The organism is Scandinavium sp. NPDC088450, assembly GCF_044900545.1.
Taxonomy (GTDB): Bacteria; Pseudomonadota; Gammaproteobacteria; order Enterobacterales; family Enterobacteriaceae; genus Scandinavium.
Window position 1 is genome coordinate 111,437 of the sequence record NZ_JBJDNI010000001.1, and the last position, 23,618, is coordinate 135,054.

Here is a 23,618-nt window from a genome sequence, read left to right on the forward strand (position 1 = left end):
GAAGGCACTGAGTTAAAGGCTGTAAACATTGTTCTCCGGAATCATGCTATTAACATTATCATTCTTGTGAATAAATCCATTTAAAAACAAATATTTATTATCTTGTTGCGTGATCTGGCTCGCAGTTGCCGATCGTATTGCCTGCCTAATATTCGACCCTCATTATTATTCAACAGGACAAGGTCATGAGCGGTAAACCGGCGGCACGACAGGGTGATATGACGGCCATCGGTGGCCCAATTGTGCAGGGTTCACTCGGGGTGATGATTGGCGCGCCGACCGGTGTGGCCTGCTCAGTATGCCCGGGCGGAGTGGTGTCCGGGAGCCCGGTGAACCCGTTGCTCGGCGCCAAAGTCCTGCCCGGCGAGACCGACCTTGCCCTGCCGGGGCCAGTGCCCTTTGTGCTCTCCCGTACCTACAGCAGTTACCAGACGAAAACCCCGGCCCCGGTCGGCATCTTTGGTCCCGGCTGGAAAGCCCCCTCGGATATCCGCCTGCAAATTCGTGATAATGTACTCATCCTCAACGACAACGACGGGCGCAGCATTCTCTTTGACCCGCTGTTTCCCGGCGAGTCGGCCTTCAGCCGCAACGAATCCTTCTGGCTGATGCGCGGCGGGGTGTTAAAACTTCATGACAGTAATCCGCTGGCATCACTCTGGCACACCCTGCCGGAGACGGTACGCTTAAGCCCCCACCTTTATTTTGCCACCAACAGCACGCTGGGCCCGTGGTGGATTTTAGGCTGGGCGGAGCGGGCTCCTTCCGTTGATGAAGTTTTGCCTGCGCCATTGCCGCCGTACCGGGTGCTGACCGGGCTGGCCGATAATTTTGGCCGCACGCAGCGGTATCAGCGCGAGGCTGACGGCGTATTTGTCGGGGCCATCACCACCGTTACCGACGGCGCAGGTCGTCGCTTCCGGCTGAATTATGTCTGCATGGCTGATATGCCGCAGACCCGGTTTGGGGTGGATAACGGGGTGCGTCTGACGGAAATCTGGCTCACGCATGACCCCGAATATCCGCAGGATTTACCCGCTATGCCGCTGGTGCGCTATGCGTACTCGCCGCGCGGTGAACTGGTGGCGGTCTATGACCGCAGCGGGTCAGAGGTGCGCGCCTTTACTTATGACACGCAGCATCCCGGCAGGATGGTGGCCCACCGTTATGCCGGCAGGCCGGAGAGCCGGTATGAGTATGATGCCGCAGGCCGGGTCATCACCCAGAGCAACCCGGGTGGCCTGAGTTACGCGTATGCGTATGAACCCAACCGGGTCATCATTACCGACAGCCTGCATCGCCGTGAAGTGCTGCACACCGAAGGTGAAGGCGGCCTGAAGCGGGTGGTGAAAAAGGTGTTCGCCGACGGCACTATCCTTCACAGTGAATTTAATGACTACGGGCACCTGACGGCACAGACCGATGCCCTGGGGCGTAAGACCGTGTTCCGGCTGAATATTGCCTCGGGGGCGGTCACTTCCGTCACCGGGCCGGACGGCAGGCGGGTGCATTATGATTACAACCGCCAGCAGCAGTTAACGACCACCCATCACCCGGATGGGGTGCGCAGTAGCCGGGAGTATGATGCGCAGGGCAGACTGGTGTCGGAAACTGCCCGCAGCGGGGATGTCACCCGTTACCATTACGCCGACCCGGAAAGCGACCTGCCCTCCGCCATTGAAGACGCCACCGGCAGCCGGAAGCAACTGACCTGGAGCCGTTACGGCCAGTTGCTGACCTTCACCGACTGCTCGGGCTATCAGACCCGCTATGAGTACGACCGCTTCGGGCAGCAGACGGCGGTGCACCGCGAAGAAGGCCTCAGTCTGTCCCGTCGCTATGATGCACAGGGTCGGCTGGTTCAGGTCAGTGATGGCCAGGGCCTGGAAACCCGCTATGGCTACAGCCCGGCAGGCGACCTGACCACCGTGATATCCCCGGACGGCACCCGCAGTGAAACGCAGTACGATACCCGCGGACATGCCGTCAGTATCACCCGGGGCGGGCTGACCCGACAGATGGTGTACGACGCCGCCGGGCGCGTCACGCAACTGACCAACGAGAACGACCGTCACACCACGTTTGCCTATGACCCGATGGACAGGCTGACAGAAGAAACCGGTTTTGACGGCCGTACGCAGCGTTATCACTATGACCCGGGCGGCAGGCTCACCCGGAGCGATGATGAGGACCTCATTACCGGCTGGCACTATGACGAGAGCGACCGGCTGAGTCACCGCACCGTTAATGGTGAGCTGACCGAACAGTGGCTGTATGACGAACACGGCTGGCTGGAGAGTATCACCCATCTCAGCGAAGGCCACCCGGTGGCCGTCCATTACGGGTACGACACCCGCGGGCGCCTCAACCGCGAACGCCAGACAGTCACGCATCCGCAGACCGGCGCGCTGCTGTGGCAGCACGAAACCCTGCACGGATATCACGCCGGGCTCATCAACCGCGTCAAACCGGATGGTCTGCCGGTGCTGGAGTGGCTGACCTACGGCAGCGGCTATCTGGCCGGGATGAAACTTGGCGACACGCCGCTCATCGAGTTCACCCGCGACCGTCTGCACCGGGAAACACAGCGCGGTTTCGGCCCCCACGAACTCACCACCACCTACACCCCGGGCGGACACCTGCAGAGCCGTCACCTGAATGGCCCGCTACAGGACCGCGACTACGGCTACGATTACGACTGGAACGACGCCGGGGCGCTCATCCGTATCCGCAGCCCGCGGCAGACAAAAGAATATGACTACAGCGACAGCGGCAGGCTGACGCAGGTCCGTACCGTTGACCACCAGCAGGAGCACTTCCTCGCGTATGCCACCGACCCGGCAGGCAACCGGCTGCCTGACCCGCAGCTGTATCCGCACAACACTCTCACGGCATGGCCCGATAACCGCCTCTCAGAGGATGAGCTCTTCCTGTATCATCACGACAGCCACGGCAGGCTGACGGAAAAGACGGACCGCCTGACCACCGCCGGATACCGGGCAGATGACCGCCGCAGATGGGGCTATGAATATGATAACCAGCACCGGCTGGTGCACTGCACGCAGACGCAGCACCATGAAAAACAAACCGAAAGCCGTTATGTGTACGACCCGCTGGGCCGGCGTATCGGCAAACGGGTCTGGCATTACTCCCGCCACTCAAACGGACAAAGCGACCCCGCCCCGGCAGAAACCTGGTACGGCTGGGACGGCGACCGGCTGACTACCACCCAGACCAGCGAAACCCGCATCCAGACGGTGTACCTGCCGGGCAGCTTCACCCCGCTGCTGCGGGTCGAAACGCCACTGACGAGTTGTTGAAAGCCACCCGCCGCAGCCTGGCGGAGGTTCTGCAGCAGGACACGGGTATCACGCTGCCGCCGGTACTTACGGAGAAGCTGGACATACTGGAGCAGGAAATCCACCGCCAGTGCGTCAGTGAGGAAACCATACAGTGGCTGGCAGGCTGCGGGCTGAGCGTGGAAAAGATGGCCCGACAGATGGATCCGGTGTATACCCCGGTACGAAAAATCCACCTCTACCACTGCGACCACCGGGGCCTGCCGCAGGCGCTGATAAACGAAGACGGCAGCACAGCATGGCAGGCAGACCACGACGCCTGGGGCAATGTGCTGACGGAAAAAAATCCGCACAAGCTGAGCCAGCTTATACGCCTGCCGGGCCAGCAGTATGACGAAGAAACCGGCCTGTATTACAACCGTCATCGTTACTACGACCCACAACTGGGGCGGTATATTACCCAGGATCCGATTGGGTTACGGGGTGGGTGGAATGCTTATGGGTATCCGTTGGATCCGCTTATCAAAATAGATCCATTAGGTCTGTCGGGCTGGGCTGATCTGGGTTCTATGATTAATAGTCCTGGAATACAGGCAAGGGTTACGAACTCCATAGAGGATACCACTCAGGCTGCAAATCCCGTCTCATTAAGACCAGACGGGCATCCATGGGGGGATGGGTGCGGTGATGCCAAAACCGATAAATATGTCCCTGATATCATCAATGGGATTGACTTTGGAAAGGCTTGTAAAGCACATGATAAATGTTATGGGACTTTGGGAAGTAATAAAGCATTCTGTGATACTGAGTTGGGTAATAATATATCATTGGCCTGCGAAAAACAGTTAGAGGGCATACCCCATTCGGAAGAAATTCTCTCAAGTTGTCATATGGCAGCTGGAATTTATCAGAAAGCGGTGGAAAAATTCGGCGAGTCTGCTTTTGAGGCGGCACAAAAAGCGGCAAAAACCGAAGCTCGATAATAGAAGATAAATACACGAGGCTGCAATGTTTTCAAAATGGATGGTGACCCCGTTGCTACTAATTGCTATTACCGCGTCAGTGTGGTTTTGTTATGGAGATAAAAGGTATTCTAATTATCATTTAACCCCATTAGCCAGTTTCCCTGACTCGATAGAGGGCCTAAAACGAACCTGGTTTTATTGTGAACGATGCCTTAAAGGTGGGCGGTGTGATGCTGAAGATATAACTCAGTGCAAAGCTGTCACGCTCCCGGAGAAAAATGAAGCTCTAAATATTGCTGCAGGAAGGGCTAACATTGAAGCGGTTACTTTTCTGGTTGAAGTTGCTAAAGCTGATGTAAATTTCAAATCCAAAGATTATCAGGAAACCCCATTAATGGCTGCTGCTTATTATGGAACGAAAAATCATGAGAAGATTGCCACTTTTTTGCTTTCGCACGGTGCTAATATTAATGCTGTGAGTAATACCCCTCCAATAGAAACAGCCCTACTAACAGCCATCTGGAAAAATCACCTTGAATTTACGAGGTTTTTACTTAAAAACGGTGCAGATCCATCAGTAACATCTAAAGGGAAAAAAGATGGTGATGCTTGTATAACGGCTATTGTTTATCATCGTCCTGATTTCTTTCCTGTAATTCCAGAGTGTTGCAGTTTCATAAAGAATAATCCGGAGAGAGTGAAAGGAATGAAATACGAGTGTCCACAATAAAATGGTAATATCGGGATACCTGAGGCTTATCCGGTATAAGAAAGCAACGGGACGTAGCACCTGCCACGACTATGACGCAACTCAGATGGAAAGCCATTATGCGCGCAGCACAAACGGACAGAGCGACCCCGCCCCGGCAGAAACCTGGTACGGCTGGGACGGCGACCGGCTGACCACCACCCAGACCAGCGAAACCCGCATCCAGACGGTGTATCTCCCGGGGAGTTTCACCCCGCTGCTCAGGGTCGAAACCGCCACTGACGAGTTGTTGAAAGCCACCCGCCGCAGCCTGGCGGAGGTCCTGCAGCAGGACACGGGCATCACGCTGCCACCGGTGCTGACGGAGAAACTGGACATACTGGAGCAGGAAATCCACCGCCAGTGCGTCAGCGAGGAAACCAGACAGTGGCTGGCAGGCTGCGGGCTAAGCGTGGAGAAGATGGCCCGACAGATGGACCCGGTGTATACCCCGGTACGAAAAATCCACCTCTACCACTGCGACCACCGGGGTCTGCCGCAGGCGCTGATAAACGAAGACGGCAGCACAGCATGGCAGGCAGACCACGACGCCTGGGGCAATGTGCTGACGGAAACAAATCCGCACAAGCTGAGCCAGCTTATCCGGCTGCCAGGTCAGCAATACGACGAAGAAACCGGCCTGTATTACAACCGCCATCGTTACTACGACCCGCAACAGGGCCGGTATATTACCCAGGATCCGATTGGGCTGCGGGGTGGGTGGAATGCTTATGGGTATCCGCTGGAGCCTATGCGAAACGTAGACCCTGTGGGGCTCTCTGCATGGGATGATGCAAAATCGGGAACTTGCTCAGAAGGATTATGCCAGTTATTTTCGCCATTTATTGGACCTGAAAAATTTCCAGAGCCAGATAATGCGGCATTTTCTATCCTGAAGAAAATAAATGGGGTATCAATATGTTCGGACTCGGAATATGCAGGTTTAATTTGCAAAGATAGAAATAATACGTTTTTCCCGACAATCCCTAATAAGGGCAGTGCCCATGAATCATACCCATTTAAAAATTCATGTCCTGCAAATACTATTTCTGTAGGTACCTATCATACGCATGGCGCAGAAAGTGTTGGTTATGATGATGAGAGCTTTTCCCCACAGGACTTGATGATGACGAAAGGGTTAATAGGATATATGGCCGACCCAAACGGAAGTTTCCATAAGGTAAATCTGGAGGGCATTCAAAGTGAAATAAAAAAATCACTTCCAAGTGCTTGCCGAGTGCATTCTAATGGAGATATTTACTGATGCGTTTTTTAATTGTAGTTATATTTTTTTTACCGATTTTGTGCAAAGGGACTGAAGGAAGTAGCAATCTCTTTTCCAAAGGGAATAATGGTGTATTGATATATAAAAAACAAATGGCTATTGATTTGGCTGAAATATATGTTGCATATGCCTATGGGAAAAAAATATCAGATGGTGAAAAGCCTTACATTGTTAAAGAGTTGGAAGGGTATTGGTATGTTGAAGGGTTTACAAAGCCGAATGTTGCTGGGGGCGTTTTTAGTATTAAAATTAAGAAAGTTAATGGAGAGGTTGTGAGTTTCCATCATGGAGAATGAAATAACAAATTCAGTTTTGATAATTTTATGCAAACACGTTGCTCCTCATTTCAATAATTTGGTGACGGTAGAGACAGAGGAAAGGAATCTTAATGGCTAATGGCTAATGGCTAATGGCTAATGGCTAATGGCTAATGGCTAATGGCTAATGGTTAATGGAGTGTTAAAATTGGAGTGTAAACTGAAGGGAGGCTGCAACGCCTGGGGCAATGTGCTGACGGAAACAAATCCGCACAAGCTGAGCCAGCTTATCCGCCTGCCGGGCCAGCAATACGACGAAGAAACCGGCCTGTATTACAACCGCCACCGTTACTACGACCCACAACTGGGGCGGTATATTACCCAGGATCCGATTGGGTTACGGGGTGGGTGGAATGCTTATGGGTATCCGTTGGATCCTGTTATATATATGGATCCTGAAGGGCTAGATAAACGAATTTTTGATACTAAGGATTCTGCAGCAATACAGGCATTAAGGGCCTGCAATGGAAAATCTATCACTGAGAACCGTGAGTTCGGAGGGTTAATCTGCAAAAACAAAAGCAATAAATACTATTCAACGGATGCTATCAAAGGAGGCAAGTCAGGTGTGAATCCATTCAAAAGTCCGTGCGCTGGCGATGCAGAAGTGGTTGGTGATTACCATACGCATGGGTTTTATAATGATATCGATGGCAATTATGCAACGAAAGAAAATGACGTGTGGAACTCTGATGATTTTTCTAAAGCAGACATTAGTGGGGCTAATTTGCTAGGGCGGAAACATTCAAATTACAATATATATTTAGATACACCAGCAAACACCATCAAAAAATACACACCCAAAACAGGGTTTGTGGAGGTTTTGGAATGAAGGGTACACTTCTGTTTATGATATTGGCTTCTTTTGTTTGCTGTAGTAGTGGCAGGATTGTATTCATGAGCGAAAAAATGGTGAATGCATTTGGAGGTGCTTTTTTAGATTATCAGAGAGAGAGCGTTAGCGGTTATTCAGTGTTTATAGAGGAAAAAGAGAAGGGAGTTGTGGTTTCATTTATTCAATACGGCAATGATAACAACGAAGGAAGGCCTATTGCCTACGGTCGAAATATTTCCTATGAAATGAATGGCAACCAAATAGTATCGAAGAAAGTATCCTATGATAAGTGATGAAACTGTAATTGAAATTGTGTAATTGCCTTTTCAATATGTTCACATCAATAACGGGGACAGGAAGTTATGGACGAGAAAAGACTGAATACCCATGCGACTGAACTGGCTGAAGTTCTTAAAGCCGAAGCTGATTTAAGTGCATTTTTCCGCATGCTGACGAAGTTAATCGTCGAAACGGCGCTAAATTGACCGAGCACAACGGGGGAGTATCAGTAAGTAGAATTTGAATAGGTTTCCATTGGAAAGCTTGAAAAATGTGGGTCCTATAGGGTTTGTGCTTACAGGCCAACAATGGTTGCAGATGCGCTATGGAGTGCAAATGTTGGCAATGAAGTCATGACGGATTTAATATCCAGAGGGCTGTATCCTCAACTCCCACCGACCATTGGCTATGCTTCCGGAATGATTTCAGGTTCTGGAGGCCAATATTTACCCAAAAATTCTCAGTTACCTGAAGGAGTTGGAATGTATTGAATTTTGGTGAAAGTTGAATTATCGAAAGTGCGTCATATAATTGATGAGGGAGGAAGGTAGATGTTTATAACGAAGCAGGTGTTTCTATTAACTGCATTCGAAATTGTGATTTTTATCATTCTCTATTTTTTGTTTCGTAAAAAAATAAAAGAAATTCATTTTGTCTTTTACATGATTATTTTGCTTCTTATACCTTTTTGTTTTTTATTTGGTGTTTTTTGGGGAGGCATAAGTAAAAACATCTGCTACTCCAATGTTATTTCTGATTTGAAATTGTCTTCCAGTATTGCTGTGAATTCTTCCAGCCAGAAAATAAGAAGCGAATATTTGCATCAGCTTGATTCTGTGGTTGTGAACGGATATGAATCACAATGTGAGGATTTGGAAAAGAGATCCTCATCGCTATATCACTCGCTCTCTTTAGCAAATAAGCAGGCTGAGTAACGTTGTATTCAACAAACACCTATTTTGCAAAAACCTCATAACTCGTTCGGACCATGATATTTTGCAGGACCGTAGTGATGAAGCGCCGCCAGGCGATGTCTGTCGCACGGCGGCACCCATTGCCCGGCATGGTGAAATTAAAAATCCCCGTGCTGACGAGCAACCAGCGTCAGAATGGAATACAGCGCCACGGCCTGCTGGTGCTGGTTAAACACTTCCACCGCCCATTCGACCACGCCGGTGGCTTTGTCTTCGGCGGTCTTCTGGCGTTTGACGGTTTTGCGTTTCACCGTCAGACGAACCTGAAGCGTATCGCCCGGTTTTACAGGCTCGATAAAGCGTAGATTTTCCATGCCGTAGTTGGCAATCACCGGGCCAACGCCTGCATCAACAAACAGACCCGCAGCGGCAGAAATCACAAAGTAACCGTGAACCACACGCTCGCCGAACATGGATTCGGCCGCGCCGATTTTGTCCATGTGCGCGTAGAAGTGATCACCACTCAGGCAGGCGAAGTTGACGATATCGGCTTCGGTCATGGTGCGGCGAGCGGTCAGCAGGCTGTCGCTAGGTTGCAGCTCTTCGAAGTATTTGCGGAACGGATGAACCCGGTCTTCCTGCACTTTCGCGCCGCGAACCCATTGCTTGCTGATGCTGGCGAGCATTGTCGGGCTGCCCTGAACGGCGGTGCGTTGCAGGTAGTGTTTCACCGCGCGCAGGCCACCGAGTTCTTCGCCGCCGCCCGCGCGACCCGGGCCACCGTGCAGCAGTTGCGGCAGGGGGGAACCGTGTCCGGTGGACTCTTTTGACGACTCTTCGTTGAGGATTTGAATACGTCCGTGTGCGCGTGCGGCACCCAGAATAAACTCGCGAGCGATGTCGCCGTCAGCGGTGACAAGCGTACCCGCGAGGCTGCCTTGTCCGGCACGTGCCAGCGTCAGCGCGTGTTCACGGTTCTGATACGGCATCAGCGTGGCAACCGGGCCGAAGGCTTCCGTTGCGTGTACCGCAGGTGTTTCATCAGGCTGCGGACAGAACAGCAGAGTAGGTGGGAAGAACGCGCCAGCGGCGTGCAAATCTGCTTTACCCCCCAGACGCACTTCACAGCCAGCAGCAATCAGCGAATCCACTTTTTCCTGCACGTCGGCACGCTGTTCAGCATTAACCAGCGCGCCCATTTTGACGCCTTCCACTGCCGGGTCGCCCATTTTAACGCCTTGCAAACGGGCAATCAGCGCTTCACTTACCGCATCGATTTGCGCCTGCGGCACGATAATGCGGCGAATGGCGGTACATTTTTGCCCAGCTTTGGTGGTCATTTCACGCACCACTTCGCGGATAAACAGCGCGAACTCCGGCTGCTCAGGTGTCACGTCTTCGCCCAGCACGCAGCAGTTGAGGGAGTCCGCTTCCATGGTGAACGGAATGGAATTTTTAACGATGTTCGGGTGAATGCGCAGCATCTGGCCGGTCTGCGCGGAACCGGTAAACGTCACCACGTCCTGGAAATCAAGTTGATCCAGAAGGTCGCCCGCACCGCCGCAAATCAGGCTGATAGCACCGTCTGGCACCAGGCCGCTGTCGACAATCGCTTTCACCATGGCCTGCGTCACCTGTGCACTGGCCGTAGCGGGTTTAATGATGGCAGGCATGCCGGCGAGCCAGGTTGGAGCCAGTTTTTCCAGCATCCCCCAGCAAGGGAAGTTAAAAGCGTTGATATGAACGGCGACGCCGGATTTGGCGGTCAGTACGTGCCGTGCCGCAAAACCACCATTTTTAGACAGTGGGATCAGCTCATCTTCCGGCCACAGCACATCGTCGGGAAGCTCACGCGCACCCAATCCCGCATAAGTGAAGAGGGTGCCGATCCCGCCTTCGATATCGACCCAACTGTCGGCGCGGGTCGCACCCGTCTGCGCGGACAAGGCATAGAAGTGTTCTTTCTGTTCCAGCAAATATTTGGCGACAGCTTTCAGCATGGCGGCACGTTCGACAAAGGTCATTTTGCCGAGTGCGGCACCGCCGTGCTCAATGGCATAACGGCGAGCATCGGCCATATCTAGCCCTTCGCTGGTCACTTCAAACAGGGTTTCACCGGTAATGGCATGCTGGATGGTGCGTACACGGCCCCGGCCTGACTGCCAGCTGCCGGATAAGAAACTGGTTAACTGCTGCATCGTGTCTCTCCGTAAATGTTACGTCTTTTCGTTCTATATAGTTTGATTGTGAATCATAAAAAGCAATCCTCAATTTAATAATTTATTAACAATGCGATCGTGGTCTTCTTCGGTGAAAGGGTTATTTCGTTGTTAAATAAACCTTTGTTGATTTACTCTGCGACAGCGCTCACAGAATACACAAACCGTTCTTGGGGTTTTAGTTAACCATTATGTAACTTCTCATAAACAATATGATTCGCAATAAAGTAGAAAGTGAATCAAATGGGAATCATAAAGGTGACAATGTGACTGAAGAACAACGCTTTGAAGCGCGCATCGCCGAAGAGACGGCCATCGAGCCGCAAGACTGGATGCCCGAGGCGTATCGCAAAACCCTGATCCGCCAGATTGGTCAACACGCCCATTCCGAGATTGTCGGCATGCTGCCGGAAGGTAACTGGATCACCCGCGCACCAACGCTGCGCCGCAAGGCGATTCTGCTGGCGAAAGTGCAGGATGAAGCAGGCCATGGCCTCTATCTCTACAGTGCTGCGGAAACCCTCGGCTGCGCTCGCGAAGACATCTACCAGAAGATGCTCGATGGCCGCATGAAGTATTCCTCCATCTTCAACTACCCAACCCTGAACTGGGCCGATATCGGTGTGATTGGCTGGCTGGTCGACGGTGCCGCCATCGTTAACCAGGTGGCGCTATGCCGCACTTCCTACGGCCCGTATGCCCGCGCAATGGTGAAAATCTGTAAAGAAGAGAGCTTCCATCAGCGCCAGGGATTCGAAGCTTGCATGGCTCTTTCGCAAGGCAGCGAAGAGCAGCGCGCGATGTTGCAGGACGCGATCAACCGCTTCTGGTGGCCAGCGCTGATGATGTTTGGCCCGAACGACGACAGCTCCCCGAACAGTGCTCAGAGCCTGGCGTGGAAAATCAAACGTTTTGGTAACGATGAGCTGCGTCAGCGTTTTGTCGACAACACCGTACCGCAGGTGGAAATGCTCGGCATGACGGTGCCGGATAAAGATCTGCATCTGGACGAAACCACTGGGCAGTACCGTTTCGGTGAAATCGACTGGCATGAATTCAATGAAGTGATTAACGGGCGTGGCCTCTGTAACCACGAACGTCTGGCCGCTAAGCGCAAGGCCTGGGAAGAGGGCGCCTGGGTGCGGGAAGCTGCACTGGCGCACGCTGAGAAACAACAGGCCCGCAAAGTGGCGTAAGGAGAATAACGATGAGCAATGTCTACTGGCCTTTATACGAAGTTTTTGTTCGCAGCAAACAGGGGTTATCCCACCGTCATGTGGGCAGCCTGCATGCCGCAGACGATCGCATGGCGCTGGAAAACGCGCGTGATGCCTACACCCGTCGCAGCGAAGGCTGCTCAATCTGGGTGGTGAAGGCGAGCGAAATCGTGGCTTCGCAACCGGAAGAGCGCGGTGAGTTTTTCGACCCGGCAGAAAGCAAAGTCTATCGCCATCCGACGTTCTACACCTTGCCTGACGGCATCGAGCACATGTGAGGCAGATGATGAATCAGGACTCAATCGCCACTTATGCCCTGCGTCTGGGCGACAACTGCCTGGTGCTGGCACAGCGCTTGTCTGCCTGGTGCGGTCACGCGCCGGAGCTGGAAATCGACCTGGCGCTCGCCAATATCGGCCTCGATTTACTCGGGCAGGCACGCAATTTCCTTAGCTATGCCGCAGAGCGTCAGGGCAAAGGCGACGAAGACACGCTGGCGTTTCATCGCGATGAGCGCGAATTCCGCAACGTGCTTTTAGTCGAACAGCCGAACGGCAATTTTGCCGACACGATCGCCCGTCAGTTATTGATGGACGCGTGGAATGTCGCGTTGTTCAGCCGTCTCGTAAACAGCAAGGACGCACAGCTGGCTGCTATCGCCGCGAAATCCATCAAAGAAGCGCGTTATCACCTGCGTTTCAGCCGCGGCTGGACTGAGCGTCTGGGTGGCGGCACCGAGCTTTCTGCCGAACGCATGCAATCCGCCATTAATAATCTGTGGCGCTTTACCGCAGAGCTGTTCCATGCCGATGAGCTGGACATTCAGCTCAGCGAGCAGGGCATTGCTGTCGATCCGCGTGAACTGCAAGAGGCGTGGCTGGCGGAAATCACCAGCGCACTGACAGCCGCAGAACTCAGCGTGCCGCAGGAGCAGCCATATCGCATTGGCGGGAAAGACGGCCTGCATACCGAACATCTGGGGCCGATGCTGGCAGAAATGCAGTATCTGCAACGTGCCTACCCCGGTCAGCAGTGGTAACGGAGGTCGCTATGCAACGTCTCGCTGAAATCGCTCCGGCAGAAGTTCACCAGATCTGGGCGCTGTTAAGTCAGATCCCAGACCCGGAAGTGCCGGTGCTGACGATTACCGATCTCGGTATGGTCCGCAGTGTTACGCCACAGGGCGAAGGCTGGGTGGTGGGCTTCACGCCAACTTACTCAGGCTGCCCGGCGACGGAACACCTGATCGGCGAAATCCGCAAAGTGATGACAGAGCACGGCTTCAGCCCGGTGCATATCGTGCTGCAACTCGATCCGGCCTGGACGACGGACTGGATGACGCCAGATGCCCGTGAGCGCCTGCGTCAGTACGGCATCAGCCCGCCACAGGCACACGCCTGCCACGCAGGATTGCCGACAGACGTTGCCTGCCCGCGTTGTGGAAGCACGCACACCACGATGATCAGTGAATTCGGCTCCACGGCCTGCAAAGCGCTTTATCGCTGCGACAGTTGCCGGGAACCCTTTGATTACTTTAAATGTATTTGAGGTTGCCATGACGACGTTTCATTCGCTAACGGTGGCAAAAGTAGAACCGGAAACCCGGGATGCCGTGACCATTACCTTCGCGGTGCCTGCAGAATTACAAACGGCTTACGCCTTCCGTCCTGGCCAGCATTTGACGCTGAAAGCACGGCTGGCGGGTGTTGAGCTGCGCCGCTGTTACTCGATTTGCCGCCGTGCCGTCCCCGGCGAAATCAGCGTGGCGGTGAAAGCCATCGAAGGCGGACGTTTTTCCCGCTATGCCCGCGACGAAATCAAAGCCGGAATGAACCTGGAAGTGATGATCCCGCAGGGGAATTTTGGCTATCAGGCCCAGCCAGAACGCAACGGTCACTACCTGGCCATTGCCGCCGGTTCGGGCATTACACCCATGCTGGCGATTGTCGAAACCACGCTTGAAGCGGAACCGACCAGCGAGTTCACGGTTATCTACGGTAACCGCAGCAGCCAGAGCATGATGTTCCGCCAGCTGTTGGCTGACCTGAAAGACAAGTACCCGACACGCCTGCAACTGCTGAGCATCTTCAGCCAGGAAACGCTGGACAGCGCGCTGCTGCATGGGCGTATCGACGGCGAAAAACTGAAAGCGCTTGGTAAGACGCTGCTCAACTTCAGCCAGTTTGACGAAGCCTTTATCTGTGGCCCGGCAGCGATGATGGATGAAGCGGAAACAGCGCTGGTTGAACTGGGCATGCCTGCGAAATCAATTCATCTGGAGCGTTTTAACACGCCGGGCAGTACCGTTCGCCACGCTTCAAGCGTTCAGGCTGAAGGGCAAACCGTCACTATTCGTCAGGATGGTCGTGACCGTGCGATCACGCTCTCTGGCGAAGATGAAAGCATTCTCGACGCGGCGCTGCGTCAGGGCGCGGATCTGCCGTATGCCTGCAAAGGCGGCGTGTGCGCCACCTGTAAATGCAAAGTGCTGCGCGGGGAAGTGTCGATGGCGACTAACTACAGCCTGGAACCAGATGAACTGGCCGCGGGCTACGTGTTGAGCTGTCAGGCGCTGCCAACCACGCCAGACGTGATCGTCGATTTCGACGCGAAGGGGATGGCATGAGCGAGTTGACTTCAAGCCAGCACGACCGCGTGCTGCTGCTGACACTGAACCGCCCACAGGCGCGAAATGCGCTGAATAACGCTTTGCTCACACAGATTGCCGAAGCGCTGGAAAATGCCCAGCAGGACAGCAACGTGGGCGCAGTAGTGATCACCGGCAACGACCGTTTCTTCGCCGCAGGCGCAGATTTGCAGGAGATGGCAGAGAAAGATTTGCCCGCCACGCTCAACGACATTCGCCCGCGTTTATGGGCGCGCATTGACGCGTTCACTAAACCGCTTATTGCGGCAGTGAATGGTTACGCACTGGGCGCTGGCTGCGAACTGGCATTGCTCTGTGACGTGGTGGTTGCGGGGGAAAACGCCTCCTTCGGTTTACCTGAAATCACACTCGGCATTATGCCCGGCGCGGGCGGTACCCAGCGTTTGATTCGCTGTGTCGGCAAGTCTCTCGCCACGCAAATGATCCTGACAGGCAAAGCCATTGATGCGCCACGCGCTCAGCAGGCCGGACTGGTGAGCGATATTCATCCGGTTGGTCTGACTGTTGAATACAGCCTGAAACTTGCTGCGACGATGGCGAAGCATTCCCCATTGGCTTTACAGGCAGCTAAACAGGCGCTGCGTCAGTCGCAAGAAGTGACGCTTTCTGCCGGATTAGCTCAGGAACGTCAGCTCTTTAGCCTGCTCAGCGCCACCGACGATCGCCGTGAAGGCATCGCCGCATTTCTGGCGAAACGTCAACCCGACTTCAAAGGACGCTAATCATGGAAGCCTTCATTCTCAGTCACGTTGAACACGGGGTGATGACGCTGACGCTGAATCGCCCGGAGCGTCTGAACAGCTTTAACGACGTGATGCATCAACAGCTTTCGGAATGCCTGAAACAGGCTGAGCGCGACGAAACTATTCGTTGCCTGCTGCTAACCGGTGCGGGGCGTGGTTTTTGCGCCGGACAAGATCTGAATGACCGCAACGTTGACCCGAACGGGCCAGCGCCTGATCTCGGCTATTCCGTTGATACGTTTTACAACCCACTGGTGCGCCGCCTGGCGAAACTGCCAAAACCGGTTATCTGTGCGGTGAACGGCGTGGCGGCTGGAGCGGGAGCCACGCTGGCACTTGGGTGCGACATTGTTATTGCTGCCCGATCAGCCAATTTCGTGATGGCCTTCAGCAAGCTCGGCCTGATCCCTGATTGTGGCGGCACCTGGTTGCTGCCGCGTGTCGCCGGGAAAGCCCGTGCAATGGCGCTGGCGCTGCTGGGCGATAAGCTCAGCGCGGAACAGGCGCAGCAGTGGGGCATGATCTGGCAAGTCGTGGACGACGCGCAGCTCAGCGATACCGCCGGGCAACTGGCGCGTCATCTGGCGACACAACCTACTTACGGATTGGGGCTGATTAAGCAGGCCATCAACGCAGCGGAGACCAACACTCTGGATGCGCAGTTGGATCTGGAGCGCGATTACCAGCGTATGGCAGGACGCAGCGCCGATTATCGCGAAGGCGTCAGCGCCTTCATGAACAAACGCCAACCACAGTTCAGCGGGAAATGACCATGAGCCAACAGATTCGAACCGTGGCAGTGATTGGCAGTGGCACCATGGGGGCCGGTATTGCCGAAGTGGCGGCGATGGCAGGCCAACAGGTGTTGTTGCACGACATCTCTGCCGAAGCGATGAGCCGTGCGATTGCCGCTTTGCGTAGCCGTCTGGAAGCGCGAGTGGCGAAGGGCAAACTCAGCGCTGAAGCCTGTGAGCGTGGGCTGGCGCGGATTGTTCCCGTTACTGATATTGCGGCGCTTGCTGCCGCTGATTTAGTGATTGAAGCCGCCGCCGAAAATCTCGATATCAAAAAGGCGCTGTTCACCCAGCTCGGCGAAATTTGCCAGCCGCAAGCGTTGCTGACCAGTAACACCTCGTCGATTTCCATCACTGCAATTGCGGCAGGAGTGAAACACCCGGAACGCGTGGCGGGACTTCACTTCTTTAACCCTGCTCCGGTGATGAAACTGGTGGAAGTGGTGAGTGGTGTTGCGACATCCGACGAAGTGGTGACTCAGCTCAGCCAGTGTGTGCTGGCGTGGGGCAAACAGCCGGTTCATTGTCAGTCCACACCTGGGTTTATCGTCAACCGCGTGGCGCGTCCTTACTACGCAGAAGCGTGGCGTGCTCTTGAAGAGCAAGTGGCTGCACCGGAAGTGATTGATACCGCTTTACGTGAAGCAGGTCGTTTCCCGATGGGGCCGCTGGCGCTGACCGACCTGATTGGTCAGGACGTGAACTTCGCAGTGACCTGTTCGGTCTTCAATGCTTTCTGGCAGGAACGGCGTTTTCTGCCTTCGCTGGTGCAGCAGGAGCTGGTGCTGGCTGGGCGTTACGGTAAGAAAACCGGGCAGGGCGTTTATCGCTGGCCAGAAGGGGCTGCGGAAGTGGTTTTCTATCCGGACGTTCCAGCGCATTGCAAAGCCGCACAGACCAACAAAGAACGTGACGTTGTCACACTTGACGACGTGCTGTTACTCGAAACAACGGGTGAAACGGCTCAAGCTGCCGCTACGCGCTTACAACGACCTGTCGTAGTGATGGACCGCAGTGAGAGCGACGTGGTGGTGATTGCCGCCGCAGCGAGCAACCGCCTGGAAGAGAGCGAGAAAGCGATTCACTGGCTGCAACAGCAGGGAAAAAAAGTCCTGCTGGTGGCGGATTATCCGGGGCTGCTGGTGTGGCGCACCGTGGCGATGCTGGTTAACGAAGCGCTGGATGCATTGCAAAAAGGCGTTGCCAGCGAAGCAGACATCAATATCGCGATGCGCCTTGGTGTGAATTACCCGCGTGGGCCGCTGCAATGGGGCGAACTGTTGGGCTGGCAGCGGGTGCTCGAAGTGCTGGAAAACCTGCAACGTCATTACGGCGAAGAGCGTTATCGCCCTTGTTCCCTGCTGCGCCAGCGTGCGCTTCTGGAGAGTAGCTATGAGTCTTAATAACGCCTGGCATAACGCCCGTGTGATGTACGAAAAAGATACCTGCGCACAGGCGCTCGGCATCGACATCATCGAGATGGACGAAGGGTTTGCGGTGCTGACCATGACCGTGACGCCGCAAATGCTCAACGGCCATCAAACCTGCCATGGCGGGCAGTTGTTCTCGCTGGCAGACACCGCCTTTGCGTATGCCTGCAACAGCCAGGGGCTGGCCGCGGTAGCTTCGGCCTGCAACATCGATTTTCTGCGTCCGGGCTTTGCCGGGGACAAGCTCACCGCCACTGCGCGGGTGAAGCATCAGGGCAAACTGACCGGCGTGTACGACATTGAGATAGTTAACCAACAACAAAAAACTGTCGCCCTGTTCCGCGGAAAATCACACCGCATCGGCGGCAGCGTAACAGGAGAAGCCTGATGCGTGACGCATTTATCTGTGAAGGTGTTCGTACCCCGGTGGGTCGCTACGGCGGCGCGTTATCCAGCGTAAGGGCGGACGATCTGGCGGCTGTGCCATTGCGCGCGCTGCTGGCTCGCTTGCCGCAACTGGATGCGGAACGCATCGACGATGTGATTTTCGGCTGTGCCAACCAGGCGGGCGAAGATAACCGCAACGTGGCACGTATGGCAGCGTTGCTGGCCGGGCTGCCTCAATCTGTTTCTGGCACCACCATTAACCGTTTGTGTGGTTCCGGGCTGGATGCAATCGGCTTTGCCGCTCGTGCGATTAAAGCGGGTGATGCTGATTTGCTGATTGCCGGGGGCGTGGAATCTATGTCTCGCGCACCGTTTGTGATGGGCAAAGCCACGACGCCGTTCCAGCGTCAGGCAGAGATGTTCGATACCACTATCGGCTGGCGTTTTGTGAACCCGCTCATGCAGCAACAATTTGGTACTGACAGCATGCCGGAAACGGCGGAGAATGTAGCTGAATTGTTAAAAATAAGCCGCGCCGATCAGGATGCGTTTGCCTTCCGTAGCCAGCAGCGCACGGCCATCGCTCAGCAGAACGGCATTCTGGCGCAGGAAATTGTGCCGGTCAGCGTGAAGGGTAAAAAGGGCGCGGTGACGGAAGTTTCAGAAGATGAACATCCTCGCGCTGACACTACGCTGGAGCAGCTTGCCGCCCTGAAAGCGCCATTCCGTGCGAACGGGGTGATCACTGCAGGTAACGCATCTGGTGTGAACGATGGTGCGGCGGCGGTAATTATCGCCAGCGTTGAGATGGCGAAACTGCAAGGCTTAACGCCGCGTGCACGCATTGTGGCGATGGCAACCGCAGGTGTAGAACCACGCCTGATGGGGCTTGGCCCGGTGCCTGCCACACGCAAAGTGCTGGAACGTGCTGGCCTGAGCATTAACGATATGGACGTCATCGAGCTGAACGAGGCGTTTGCCGCCCAGGCGCTCGGTGTCCTGAGACAACTGGGGTTACCGGATGATGCCCCGCATGTAAACCCCAACGGTGGGGCCATCGCTTTAGGCCATCCGTTGGGCATGAGTGGTGCCCGACTGGCGCTTGCCGCCAGCAATGAACTGCACCGTCGCGGCGGGCGTTACGCCCTTTGCACGATGTGTATCGGTGTGGGTCAGGGCATTGCCATGATCCTGGAGCGCGTGTGAGCTGATTAACCTGCGAGTACCCTACAATGACAACAACAAAATTAGACCCAATCGAAACCGCGTCCGTTGATGAACTTCAGGCCCTGCAAACCCAACGCCTGAAATGGACGCTGAAACACGCTTACGACAATGTGCCCATGTACCGCCGCAAGTTTGACGAGGCGGGCGTACACCCTGATGATTTCAAAGAACTGAGCGATATCCAGAAATTCCCGTGCACCACCAAGCAGGATCTGCGCGATAACTATCCGTTCGACACTTTTGCCGTGCCGATGGAACAGATCGTACGTATTCATGCATCGTCGGGCACGACCGGGAAGCCAACGGTGGTCGGTTATACCCAGAACGATATCGATACCTGGGCCAATATTGTCGCTCGTTCTCTGCGTGCCGCAGGTGGCAGCGCGAAAGACAAAATTCATGTGGCTTACGGTTATGGCCTGTTTACCGGCGGCCTGGGCGCACACTACGGTGCAGAACGTTTAGGCGCGACGGTTATCCCGATGTCGGGCGGCCAAACTGAGAAACAGGCTCAGCTGATTCGTGATTTTAAACCTGACATGATCATGGTGACGCCGTCCTACTGCCTGAACCTGATTGAAGAGCTGGAACGCCAGATGGGCGGCGATGCCAGCCAGTGCTCGCTGCGCGTAGGCGTCTTCGGCGCGGAGCCATGGACCATGGCAATGCGCAAGGAAATTGAGCGTCGTCTGGGCATTACCGCGCTGGATATCTACGGTCTGTCCGAAGTGATGGGGCCGGGCGTGGCGATGGAATGTATCGACACCGCAGACGGCCCAACCATCTGGGAAGACCATTTCTATCCGGAAATCGTCAATCCAAACGATGGTACACCGCTGGCCGATGGTGAGCAGGGCGAACTGTTGTTCACCACGCTGACAAAAGAAGCATTGCCTGTTATCCGTTATCGCACCCGCGACCTGACGCGTCTGCTGCCAGGCACCGCGCGTACCATGCGCCGTATGGATCGCATCAGCGGTCGCAGCGACGACATGCTGATCATTCGCGGCGTGAACGTCTTCCCGTCACAGCTGGAAGAAGAAATCGTCAAGTTCGAGCACCTGTCGCCACACTATCAGCTGGAAGTGAATCGCCGTGGCCATCTGGATTCGCTGTCAGTCAAAGTCGAACTGAAAGAGAGCAGCCTGTCGCTGACTCACGAGCAGCGCTGCCAGGTCTGCCACCAGTTGCGTCATCGCATCAAATCGATGGTCGGTATTTCCACCGACGTGATGATCGTCAACTGCGGCAGTATTCCGCGTTCCGAAGGCAAAGCCTGCCGTGTGTTTGACCTGCGTAAAGTGGCGGCCAACGGGTAAGTTCTCTTTTCCTCCCTCTCCCTGTGGGAGAGGGTTGGGGAGAGGGCATCAGACCGCACGAAAATAGAACTGTGCTATGATTCATCAAGGATGAAAATAACAACAGAATGAATCAGATGAGTAAACTCGATACCTTTATTCAGCAGGCCGTCGCGGCCGTGCCCATCAGCGGAACGTCTTTAATCTCTTCTCTCTATGGTGACGCATTATCCCATCGTGGCGGGGAAATCTGGCTTGGTAGCCTGACAGCCTTGCTCGAAGGACTGGGCTTTGGCGATCGTTTCGTCCGCACTTCGCTATTTCGACTCAATAAAGAAGGGTGGCTGGATGTCGACCGAATCGGGAGACGCAGTTTTTATCGCTTAAGCGACAAAGGCTTGCGGCTCACGCGTCGTGCCGAAGGTAAAATTTACCGCGCTGAACCCCCGGCCTGGGACGGCACCTGGCTTCTTTTACTTTCGGAAGGTCTGGACAAAGCCACTCTTGCGGATGTCAAAAAACAGCTGATCTGGCAGGGATTTGGCACGTTAGCCCCAAGCCTGATGGCGTCGCCTTCGCAGAAACTGGCGGATGTTCAGGCCTTGCTGCATGAAGCGGGTGTTGCTGATAACGTGATTTGTTTTGAAGCACAGTCGCCGCTGGCGACGTCGGCCAGCGCATTGCGTGCGCGAGTAGAAGAGTGTTGGCAACTGACCGAACAAAACCATTTGTATGAAAATTTCATTAATACGTTCCGACCACTGCTGCCGCTGTTGCGCGATGCAACCCCGCAGGAGTTAACGCCTGAGCGCTGTTTTGCCATTCAGTTGTTAGCCATCCATCTCTACCGGCGGGTGATCCTCAAAGACCCGTTATTGCCGGAAGAACTGTTGCCTGCACATTGGGCGGGACAGGCGGCGCGTCAGCTCTGCATCAACATTTATCAGAGTGTGGCCGCAGGCGCTTTGGCGTGGGTCAGCGAAAAAGGGGAAACCTCTGTCGGGCCATTGCCTCAGCCCGCATCGCCGTTTTATCAGCGTTTCGGTGGTCTGAACCTCAAATAAGGAGCGCAAATGCCTGTTTATCAAATTGATGGCTTAACACCTGTGGTACCGGAAGAAAGCTATGTGCATCCGACAGCGGTGTTGATTGGCGATGTGATCCTCGGCAAAGGCGTATATGTTGGCCCGAATGCCAGCCTGCGTGGTGATTTTGGCCGCATCGTGGTGAAGGACGGCGCGAATATCCAGGATAATTGTGTGATGCACGGCTTCCCGGAGCAGGACACGGTGGTGGAAGAAGACGGCCACATCGGGCATAGCGCGATTTTGCATGGCTGCGTGATACGCCGGAATGCGCTGGTCGGCATGAATGCCGTGGTGATGGACGGGGCGGTTATCGGCGAGAACAGCATTGTCGGCGCGGCGGCTTTTGTGAAAGCGAAGGCTGAAATGCCTGCGAATTACCTTATCGTCGGCAGCCCGGCCAAAGCCATTCGTGCGCTGAGTGACCAGGAAATTGAATGGAAGAAACGCGGCACGCGTGAATATCAGGTGCTGGTCGAGCGCTGCAAGATGACGATGCATCAAGTTGAGCCATTACGTGAAGTGGAAGAAGGGCGCCAGCGTCTGACTTTTGATGAAAATCTGAGACCCAAATCGGCGAGCTAAAAGAAGTTGGCCCTCCTCTTGCGAAGAGGGCCAGAACGGGTGTCTGTGATGCTGCCCAAACCTTGCTCATAAAGACGCGGGGAGTGCTCCCCGCGTTGTCAGTCACTTCCTTAAATCGCAAGCTAACACTGCTTTAAACTCCATACCACGCTCTTTGACGCTCAGCTCACAAAGCGTTTCGCGAACCATCAGCGTGAACATCAATACTGTGAAACACAGCACAATGATTGCCACAAGGGCGTATTTTGTCAGCATGTTATTGCCTCCGTGCTTTGGAAGGACTAACATCCAACTTGCGAGGGTTGGAATGTTAGTCCCCCCAGGTTGATAGAAATATCTCCTGGGGTTTTTAACTTTCCGGCCTCATGCAAGTCCTGCTTATCCCATGTCTGAGACCAGACAGCCTCAAACACCCGCCGCAATACTAAGCTTCTTTATTGTAAGTAACAGACAGACATGCCGAATTCACGAGCAGGCTCGTAAATATTCGTAGAAATTAGGAATTTGACGGGGAAAAAGAACCCTCCCACCAGGCGGTGAGAGGGGGAAATCTTAGGCTGCAACCAGGCTGTTGATGGCGGCTTTCGCGTCAGACTGTGCTTTGGCTGCCACTTCTGGACCGTACGCCACGCCTTCAGCGAACACGAAGTTCACGTCGGTGATGCCGATGAAGCCCAGGAACAGCTTCATGTACGGCGCCAGCAGGTCAGTTGGGGTATCTTTATGGATACCGCCACGGCTGGAAACGACGATAGCGCGTTTGCCTTTCACCAGACCTTCCGGGCCATTTTCGGTGTAACGGAAAGTCACACCAGCGCGGGCTACCAGGTCGAAGTAGTTTTTCAACTGAGTAGGGATGTTGAAGTTGTACATCGGGGCTGCAATCACAATCACGTCGTGTGCCTGAAGTTCAGCAATCAGCTCATCAGACAGCGCCAGCGCTTCCTGCTGACGTGGAGACAGGGGGGCATCGCTCGGACGCAGAGCGCCGACCAGTTCGCCATCCAGTACTGGAATCGGCTGTGCGGCCAGGTCACGAACGGTAATCTGATCTGCCGGGTGTTTTTCAGCCCACTGGTCAACAAAATAATCAGTCAGCTGACCAGACTGAGAGTACCCTGCCAGAATACTGGATTTGAGAACTAATACCTTGCTCATGGGTGTTTCCTTATATGAGATTGACGGGCCCGTGCCCTGTTGCTTGATGACACTCTATTCACAATCCTGCCGCAGGGATAGCGCAATATATCGAAGCCTTCGTTCAAATTTATTGATGAAGGAAAGCGAAGCAGCGATGTGGTACTCTACCACTAATGAAAACAG

The 23,618-nt window shown here is 54.5% G+C and carries 21 protein-coding genes and 3 pseudogenes; 21 read left to right on the forward strand and 3 right to left on the reverse strand.

All coding sequences use genetic code 11. From position 1 onward, the window contains the following. Positions 1-185: 185 nt before the first annotated feature. The 8 genes and pseudogenes from ACI2I2_RS00530 (at position 186) to ACI2I2_RS00565 (ending at position 8,663) form a co-directional block, all read left to right on the forward strand. A pseudogene (locus tag ACI2I2_RS00530) lies at positions 186-4,282 on the forward strand (RHS repeat-associated core domain-containing protein). A gap of 25 nt (positions 4,283-4,307) precedes the next feature. Next, on the forward strand, positions 4,308-4,994 hold the full coding sequence (locus ACI2I2_RS00535; RefSeq protein WP_404656099.1) for an ankyrin repeat domain-containing protein: 687 nt from the start codon (positions 4,308-4,310) through the stop codon (positions 4,992-4,994). 133 nt (positions 4,995-5,127) lie between these two features. Further along, positions 5,128-6,276 (forward strand): annotated as a pseudogene (locus tag ACI2I2_RS00540) (RHS repeat-associated core domain-containing protein); the annotation flags it as partial. After that, positions 6,276-6,593: an NTF2 fold immunity protein gene (locus ACI2I2_RS00545; RefSeq protein ID WP_404656100.1), complete on the forward strand. Its 318-nt coding sequence runs from the start codon at positions 6,276-6,278 to the stop codon at positions 6,591-6,593. The pseudogene ACI2I2_RS00540 and the gene ACI2I2_RS00545, both read left to right, overlap by 1 nt. A gap of 148 nt (positions 6,594-6,741) precedes the next feature. Continuing rightward, complete coding sequence (locus ACI2I2_RS00550; RefSeq protein ID WP_404656101.1) at positions 6,742-7,446, forward strand: RHS repeat-associated core domain-containing protein; 705 nt, start codon at positions 6,742-6,744, stop codon at positions 7,444-7,446. 65 nt (positions 7,447-7,511) lie between these two features. After that, entirely contained in the window at positions 7,512-7,742 is a 231-nt protein-coding gene (locus tag ACI2I2_RS00555; RefSeq protein WP_404656102.1) for a hypothetical protein, read from the forward strand. Between the two features lie 69 nt (positions 7,743-7,811). Next, a pseudogene (locus ACI2I2_RS00560) lies at positions 7,812-7,931 on the forward strand (IS256 family transposase); the annotation flags it as partial. Positions 7,932-8,279: 348 nt separating this feature from the next. Next, on the forward strand, positions 8,280-8,663 hold the full coding sequence (locus ACI2I2_RS00565; RefSeq protein WP_404656103.1) for a hypothetical protein: 384 nt from the start codon (positions 8,280-8,282) through the stop codon (positions 8,661-8,663). A 137-nt stretch (positions 8,664-8,800) separates the two neighbouring features. Here ACI2I2_RS00565 and paaZ read toward each other — a convergent pair whose 3' ends face one another. Next, complete coding sequence (gene paaZ, locus ACI2I2_RS00570) at positions 8,801-10,840, reverse strand: phenylacetic acid degradation bifunctional protein PaaZ (RefSeq protein ID WP_404656104.1); 2,040 nt, start codon at positions 10,838-10,840, stop codon at positions 8,801-8,803. Positions 10,841-11,127: 287 nt separating this feature from the next. Here paaZ and paaA point away from each other — a divergent pair, with 287 nt between their 5' ends. The 13 genes from paaA (at position 11,128) to paaY (ending at position 22,295) form a co-directional block, all read left to right on the forward strand. Further along, complete coding sequence (paaA, locus tag ACI2I2_RS00575; protein ID WP_404656105.1) at positions 11,128-12,057, forward strand: 1,2-phenylacetyl-CoA epoxidase subunit PaaA; 930 nt, start codon at positions 11,128-11,130, stop codon at positions 12,055-12,057. A gap of 11 nt (positions 12,058-12,068) precedes the next feature. Next, the gene (paaB, locus tag ACI2I2_RS00580) at positions 12,069-12,356 is read left to right on the forward strand and encodes a 1,2-phenylacetyl-CoA epoxidase subunit PaaB (RefSeq protein WP_100780238.1); all 288 of its coding nucleotides are present in this window, start codon (positions 12,069-12,071) and stop codon (positions 12,354-12,356) included. An 8-nt stretch (positions 12,357-12,364) separates the two neighbouring features. After that, positions 12,365-13,117 (forward strand): 1,2-phenylacetyl-CoA epoxidase subunit PaaC, encoded by a 753-nt coding sequence (gene paaC / locus ACI2I2_RS00585; protein WP_404656469.1) that lies wholly within the window; start codon positions 12,365-12,367, stop codon positions 13,115-13,117. 11 nt (positions 13,118-13,128) lie between these two features. After that, the gene (paaD, locus tag ACI2I2_RS00590; protein ID WP_404656106.1) at positions 13,129-13,626 is read left to right on the forward strand and encodes a 1,2-phenylacetyl-CoA epoxidase subunit PaaD; all 498 of its coding nucleotides are present in this window, start codon (positions 13,129-13,131) and stop codon (positions 13,624-13,626) included. A gap of 7 nt (positions 13,627-13,633) precedes the next feature. Beyond that, entirely contained in the window at positions 13,634-14,704 is a 1,071-nt protein-coding gene (gene paaE, locus ACI2I2_RS00595; RefSeq protein WP_404656107.1) for a 1,2-phenylacetyl-CoA epoxidase subunit PaaE, read from the forward strand. Continuing rightward, positions 14,701-15,468 (forward strand): 2,3-dehydroadipyl-CoA hydratase PaaF, encoded by a 768-nt coding sequence (paaF, locus tag ACI2I2_RS00600; protein ID WP_404656108.1) that lies wholly within the window; start codon positions 14,701-14,703, stop codon positions 15,466-15,468. Before paaE ends, paaF begins: the two co-directional genes overlap by 4 nt. 2 nt (positions 15,469-15,470) lie before the next feature. Next, positions 15,471-16,259: a 2-(1,2-epoxy-1,2-dihydrophenyl)acetyl-CoA isomerase PaaG gene (gene paaG, locus ACI2I2_RS00605; RefSeq protein ID WP_404656109.1), complete on the forward strand. Its 789-nt coding sequence runs from the start codon at positions 15,471-15,473 to the stop codon at positions 16,257-16,259. A 2-nt stretch (positions 16,260-16,261) separates the two neighbouring features. Beyond that, positions 16,262-17,686: a 3-hydroxyacyl-CoA dehydrogenase PaaH gene (gene paaH, locus ACI2I2_RS00610; RefSeq protein ID WP_404656110.1), complete on the forward strand. Its 1,425-nt coding sequence runs from the start codon at positions 16,262-16,264 to the stop codon at positions 17,684-17,686. Further along, positions 17,676-18,101: a hydroxyphenylacetyl-CoA thioesterase PaaI gene (gene paaI / locus ACI2I2_RS00615; protein WP_404656111.1), complete on the forward strand. Its 426-nt coding sequence runs from the start codon at positions 17,676-17,678 to the stop codon at positions 18,099-18,101. Before paaH ends, paaI begins: the two co-directional genes overlap by 11 nt. Then, the gene (gene pcaF / locus ACI2I2_RS00620; RefSeq protein ID WP_404656112.1) at positions 18,101-19,306 is read left to right on the forward strand and encodes a 3-oxoadipyl-CoA thiolase; all 1,206 of its coding nucleotides are present in this window, start codon (positions 18,101-18,103) and stop codon (positions 19,304-19,306) included. Before paaI ends, pcaF begins: the two co-directional genes overlap by 1 nt. Before the next feature lie 26 nt (positions 19,307-19,332). Further along, a complete protein-coding gene (paaK, locus tag ACI2I2_RS00625) occupies positions 19,333-20,646 on the forward strand; it encodes a phenylacetate--CoA ligase PaaK (RefSeq protein ID WP_404656113.1) in 1,314 nt (437 codons plus the stop codon). A 107-nt stretch (positions 20,647-20,753) separates the two neighbouring features. Then, the gene (gene paaX, locus ACI2I2_RS00630; RefSeq protein ID WP_404656114.1) at positions 20,754-21,689 is read left to right on the forward strand and encodes a phenylacetic acid degradation operon negative regulatory protein PaaX; all 936 of its coding nucleotides are present in this window, start codon (positions 20,754-20,756) and stop codon (positions 21,687-21,689) included. 9 nt (positions 21,690-21,698) lie between these two features. Further along, on the forward strand, positions 21,699-22,295 hold the full coding sequence (gene paaY, locus ACI2I2_RS00635) for a phenylacetic acid degradation protein PaaY (RefSeq protein WP_404656115.1): 597 nt from the start codon (positions 21,699-21,701) through the stop codon (positions 22,293-22,295). A gap of 102 nt (positions 22,296-22,397) precedes the next feature. On the opposite strand, the gene ACI2I2_RS00640 is transcribed toward paaY, so the two are convergent. Further along, a complete protein-coding gene (locus tag ACI2I2_RS00640) occupies positions 22,398-22,550 on the reverse strand; it encodes a Hok/Gef family protein (protein ID WP_330981779.1) in 153 nt (50 codons plus the stop codon). Between the two features lie 297 nt (positions 22,551-22,847). Continuing rightward, positions 22,848-23,453: an FMN-dependent NADH-azoreductase gene (gene azoR / locus ACI2I2_RS00645; protein ID WP_404656116.1), complete on the reverse strand. Its 606-nt coding sequence runs from the start codon at positions 23,451-23,453 to the stop codon at positions 22,848-22,850. Positions 23,454-23,618: the final 165 nt, after the last annotated feature.

What these genes read in the sequence shown, in the direction of transcription:
- ACI2I2_RS00535 (WP_404656099.1), top strand. Translation starts at nt 4,308, where the DNA reads ATGTTTTCAAAATGGATGGTGACCCCGTTGCTACTAATTGCTATTACC.
- ACI2I2_RS00545 (WP_404656100.1), top strand. Translation starts at nt 6,276, where the DNA reads ATGCGTTTTTTAATTGTAGTTATATTTTTTTTACCGATTTTGTGCAAA.
- ACI2I2_RS00550 (WP_404656101.1), top strand. Translation starts at nt 6,742, where the DNA reads ATGGTTAATGGAGTGTTAAAATTGGAGTGTAAACTGAAGGGAGGCTGC.
- ACI2I2_RS00555 (WP_404656102.1), top strand. Translation starts at nt 7,512, where the DNA reads ATGAGCGAAAAAATGGTGAATGCATTTGGAGGTGCTTTTTTAGATTAT.
- ACI2I2_RS00565 (WP_404656103.1), top strand. Translation starts at nt 8,280, where the DNA reads ATGTTTATAACGAAGCAGGTGTTTCTATTAACTGCATTCGAAATTGTG.
- paaZ (WP_404656104.1), bottom strand. Translation starts at nt 10,840, where the DNA reads ATGCAGCAGTTAACCAGTTTCTTATCCGGCAGCTGGCAGTCAGGCCGG.
- paaB (WP_100780238.1), top strand. Translation starts at nt 12,069, where the DNA reads ATGAGCAATGTCTACTGGCCTTTATACGAAGTTTTTGTTCGCAGCAAA.
- paaC (WP_404656469.1), top strand. Translation starts at nt 12,365, where the DNA reads ATGAATCAGGACTCAATCGCCACTTATGCCCTGCGTCTGGGCGACAAC.
- paaD (WP_404656106.1), top strand. Translation starts at nt 13,129, where the DNA reads ATGCAACGTCTCGCTGAAATCGCTCCGGCAGAAGTTCACCAGATCTGG.
- paaE (WP_404656107.1), top strand. Translation starts at nt 13,634, where the DNA reads ATGACGACGTTTCATTCGCTAACGGTGGCAAAAGTAGAACCGGAAACC.
- paaF (WP_404656108.1), top strand. Translation starts at nt 14,701, where the DNA reads ATGAGCGAGTTGACTTCAAGCCAGCACGACCGCGTGCTGCTGCTGACA.
- paaG (WP_404656109.1), top strand. Translation starts at nt 15,471, where the DNA reads ATGGAAGCCTTCATTCTCAGTCACGTTGAACACGGGGTGATGACGCTG.
- paaH (WP_404656110.1), top strand. Translation starts at nt 16,262, where the DNA reads ATGAGCCAACAGATTCGAACCGTGGCAGTGATTGGCAGTGGCACCATG.
- paaI (WP_404656111.1), top strand. Translation starts at nt 17,676, where the DNA reads ATGAGTCTTAATAACGCCTGGCATAACGCCCGTGTGATGTACGAAAAA.
- pcaF (WP_404656112.1), top strand. Translation starts at nt 18,101, where the DNA reads ATGCGTGACGCATTTATCTGTGAAGGTGTTCGTACCCCGGTGGGTCGC.
- paaK (WP_404656113.1), top strand. Translation starts at nt 19,333, where the DNA reads ATGACAACAACAAAATTAGACCCAATCGAAACCGCGTCCGTTGATGAA.
- paaX (WP_404656114.1), top strand. Translation starts at nt 20,754, where the DNA reads ATGAATCAGATGAGTAAACTCGATACCTTTATTCAGCAGGCCGTCGCG.
- paaY (WP_404656115.1), top strand. Translation starts at nt 21,699, where the DNA reads ATGCCTGTTTATCAAATTGATGGCTTAACACCTGTGGTACCGGAAGAA.
- ACI2I2_RS00640 (WP_330981779.1), bottom strand. Translation starts at nt 22,550, where the DNA reads ATGCTGACAAAATACGCCCTTGTGGCAATCATTGTGCTGTGTTTCACA.
- azoR (WP_404656116.1), bottom strand. Translation starts at nt 23,453, where the DNA reads ATGAGCAAGGTATTAGTTCTCAAATCCAGTATTCTGGCAGGGTACTCT.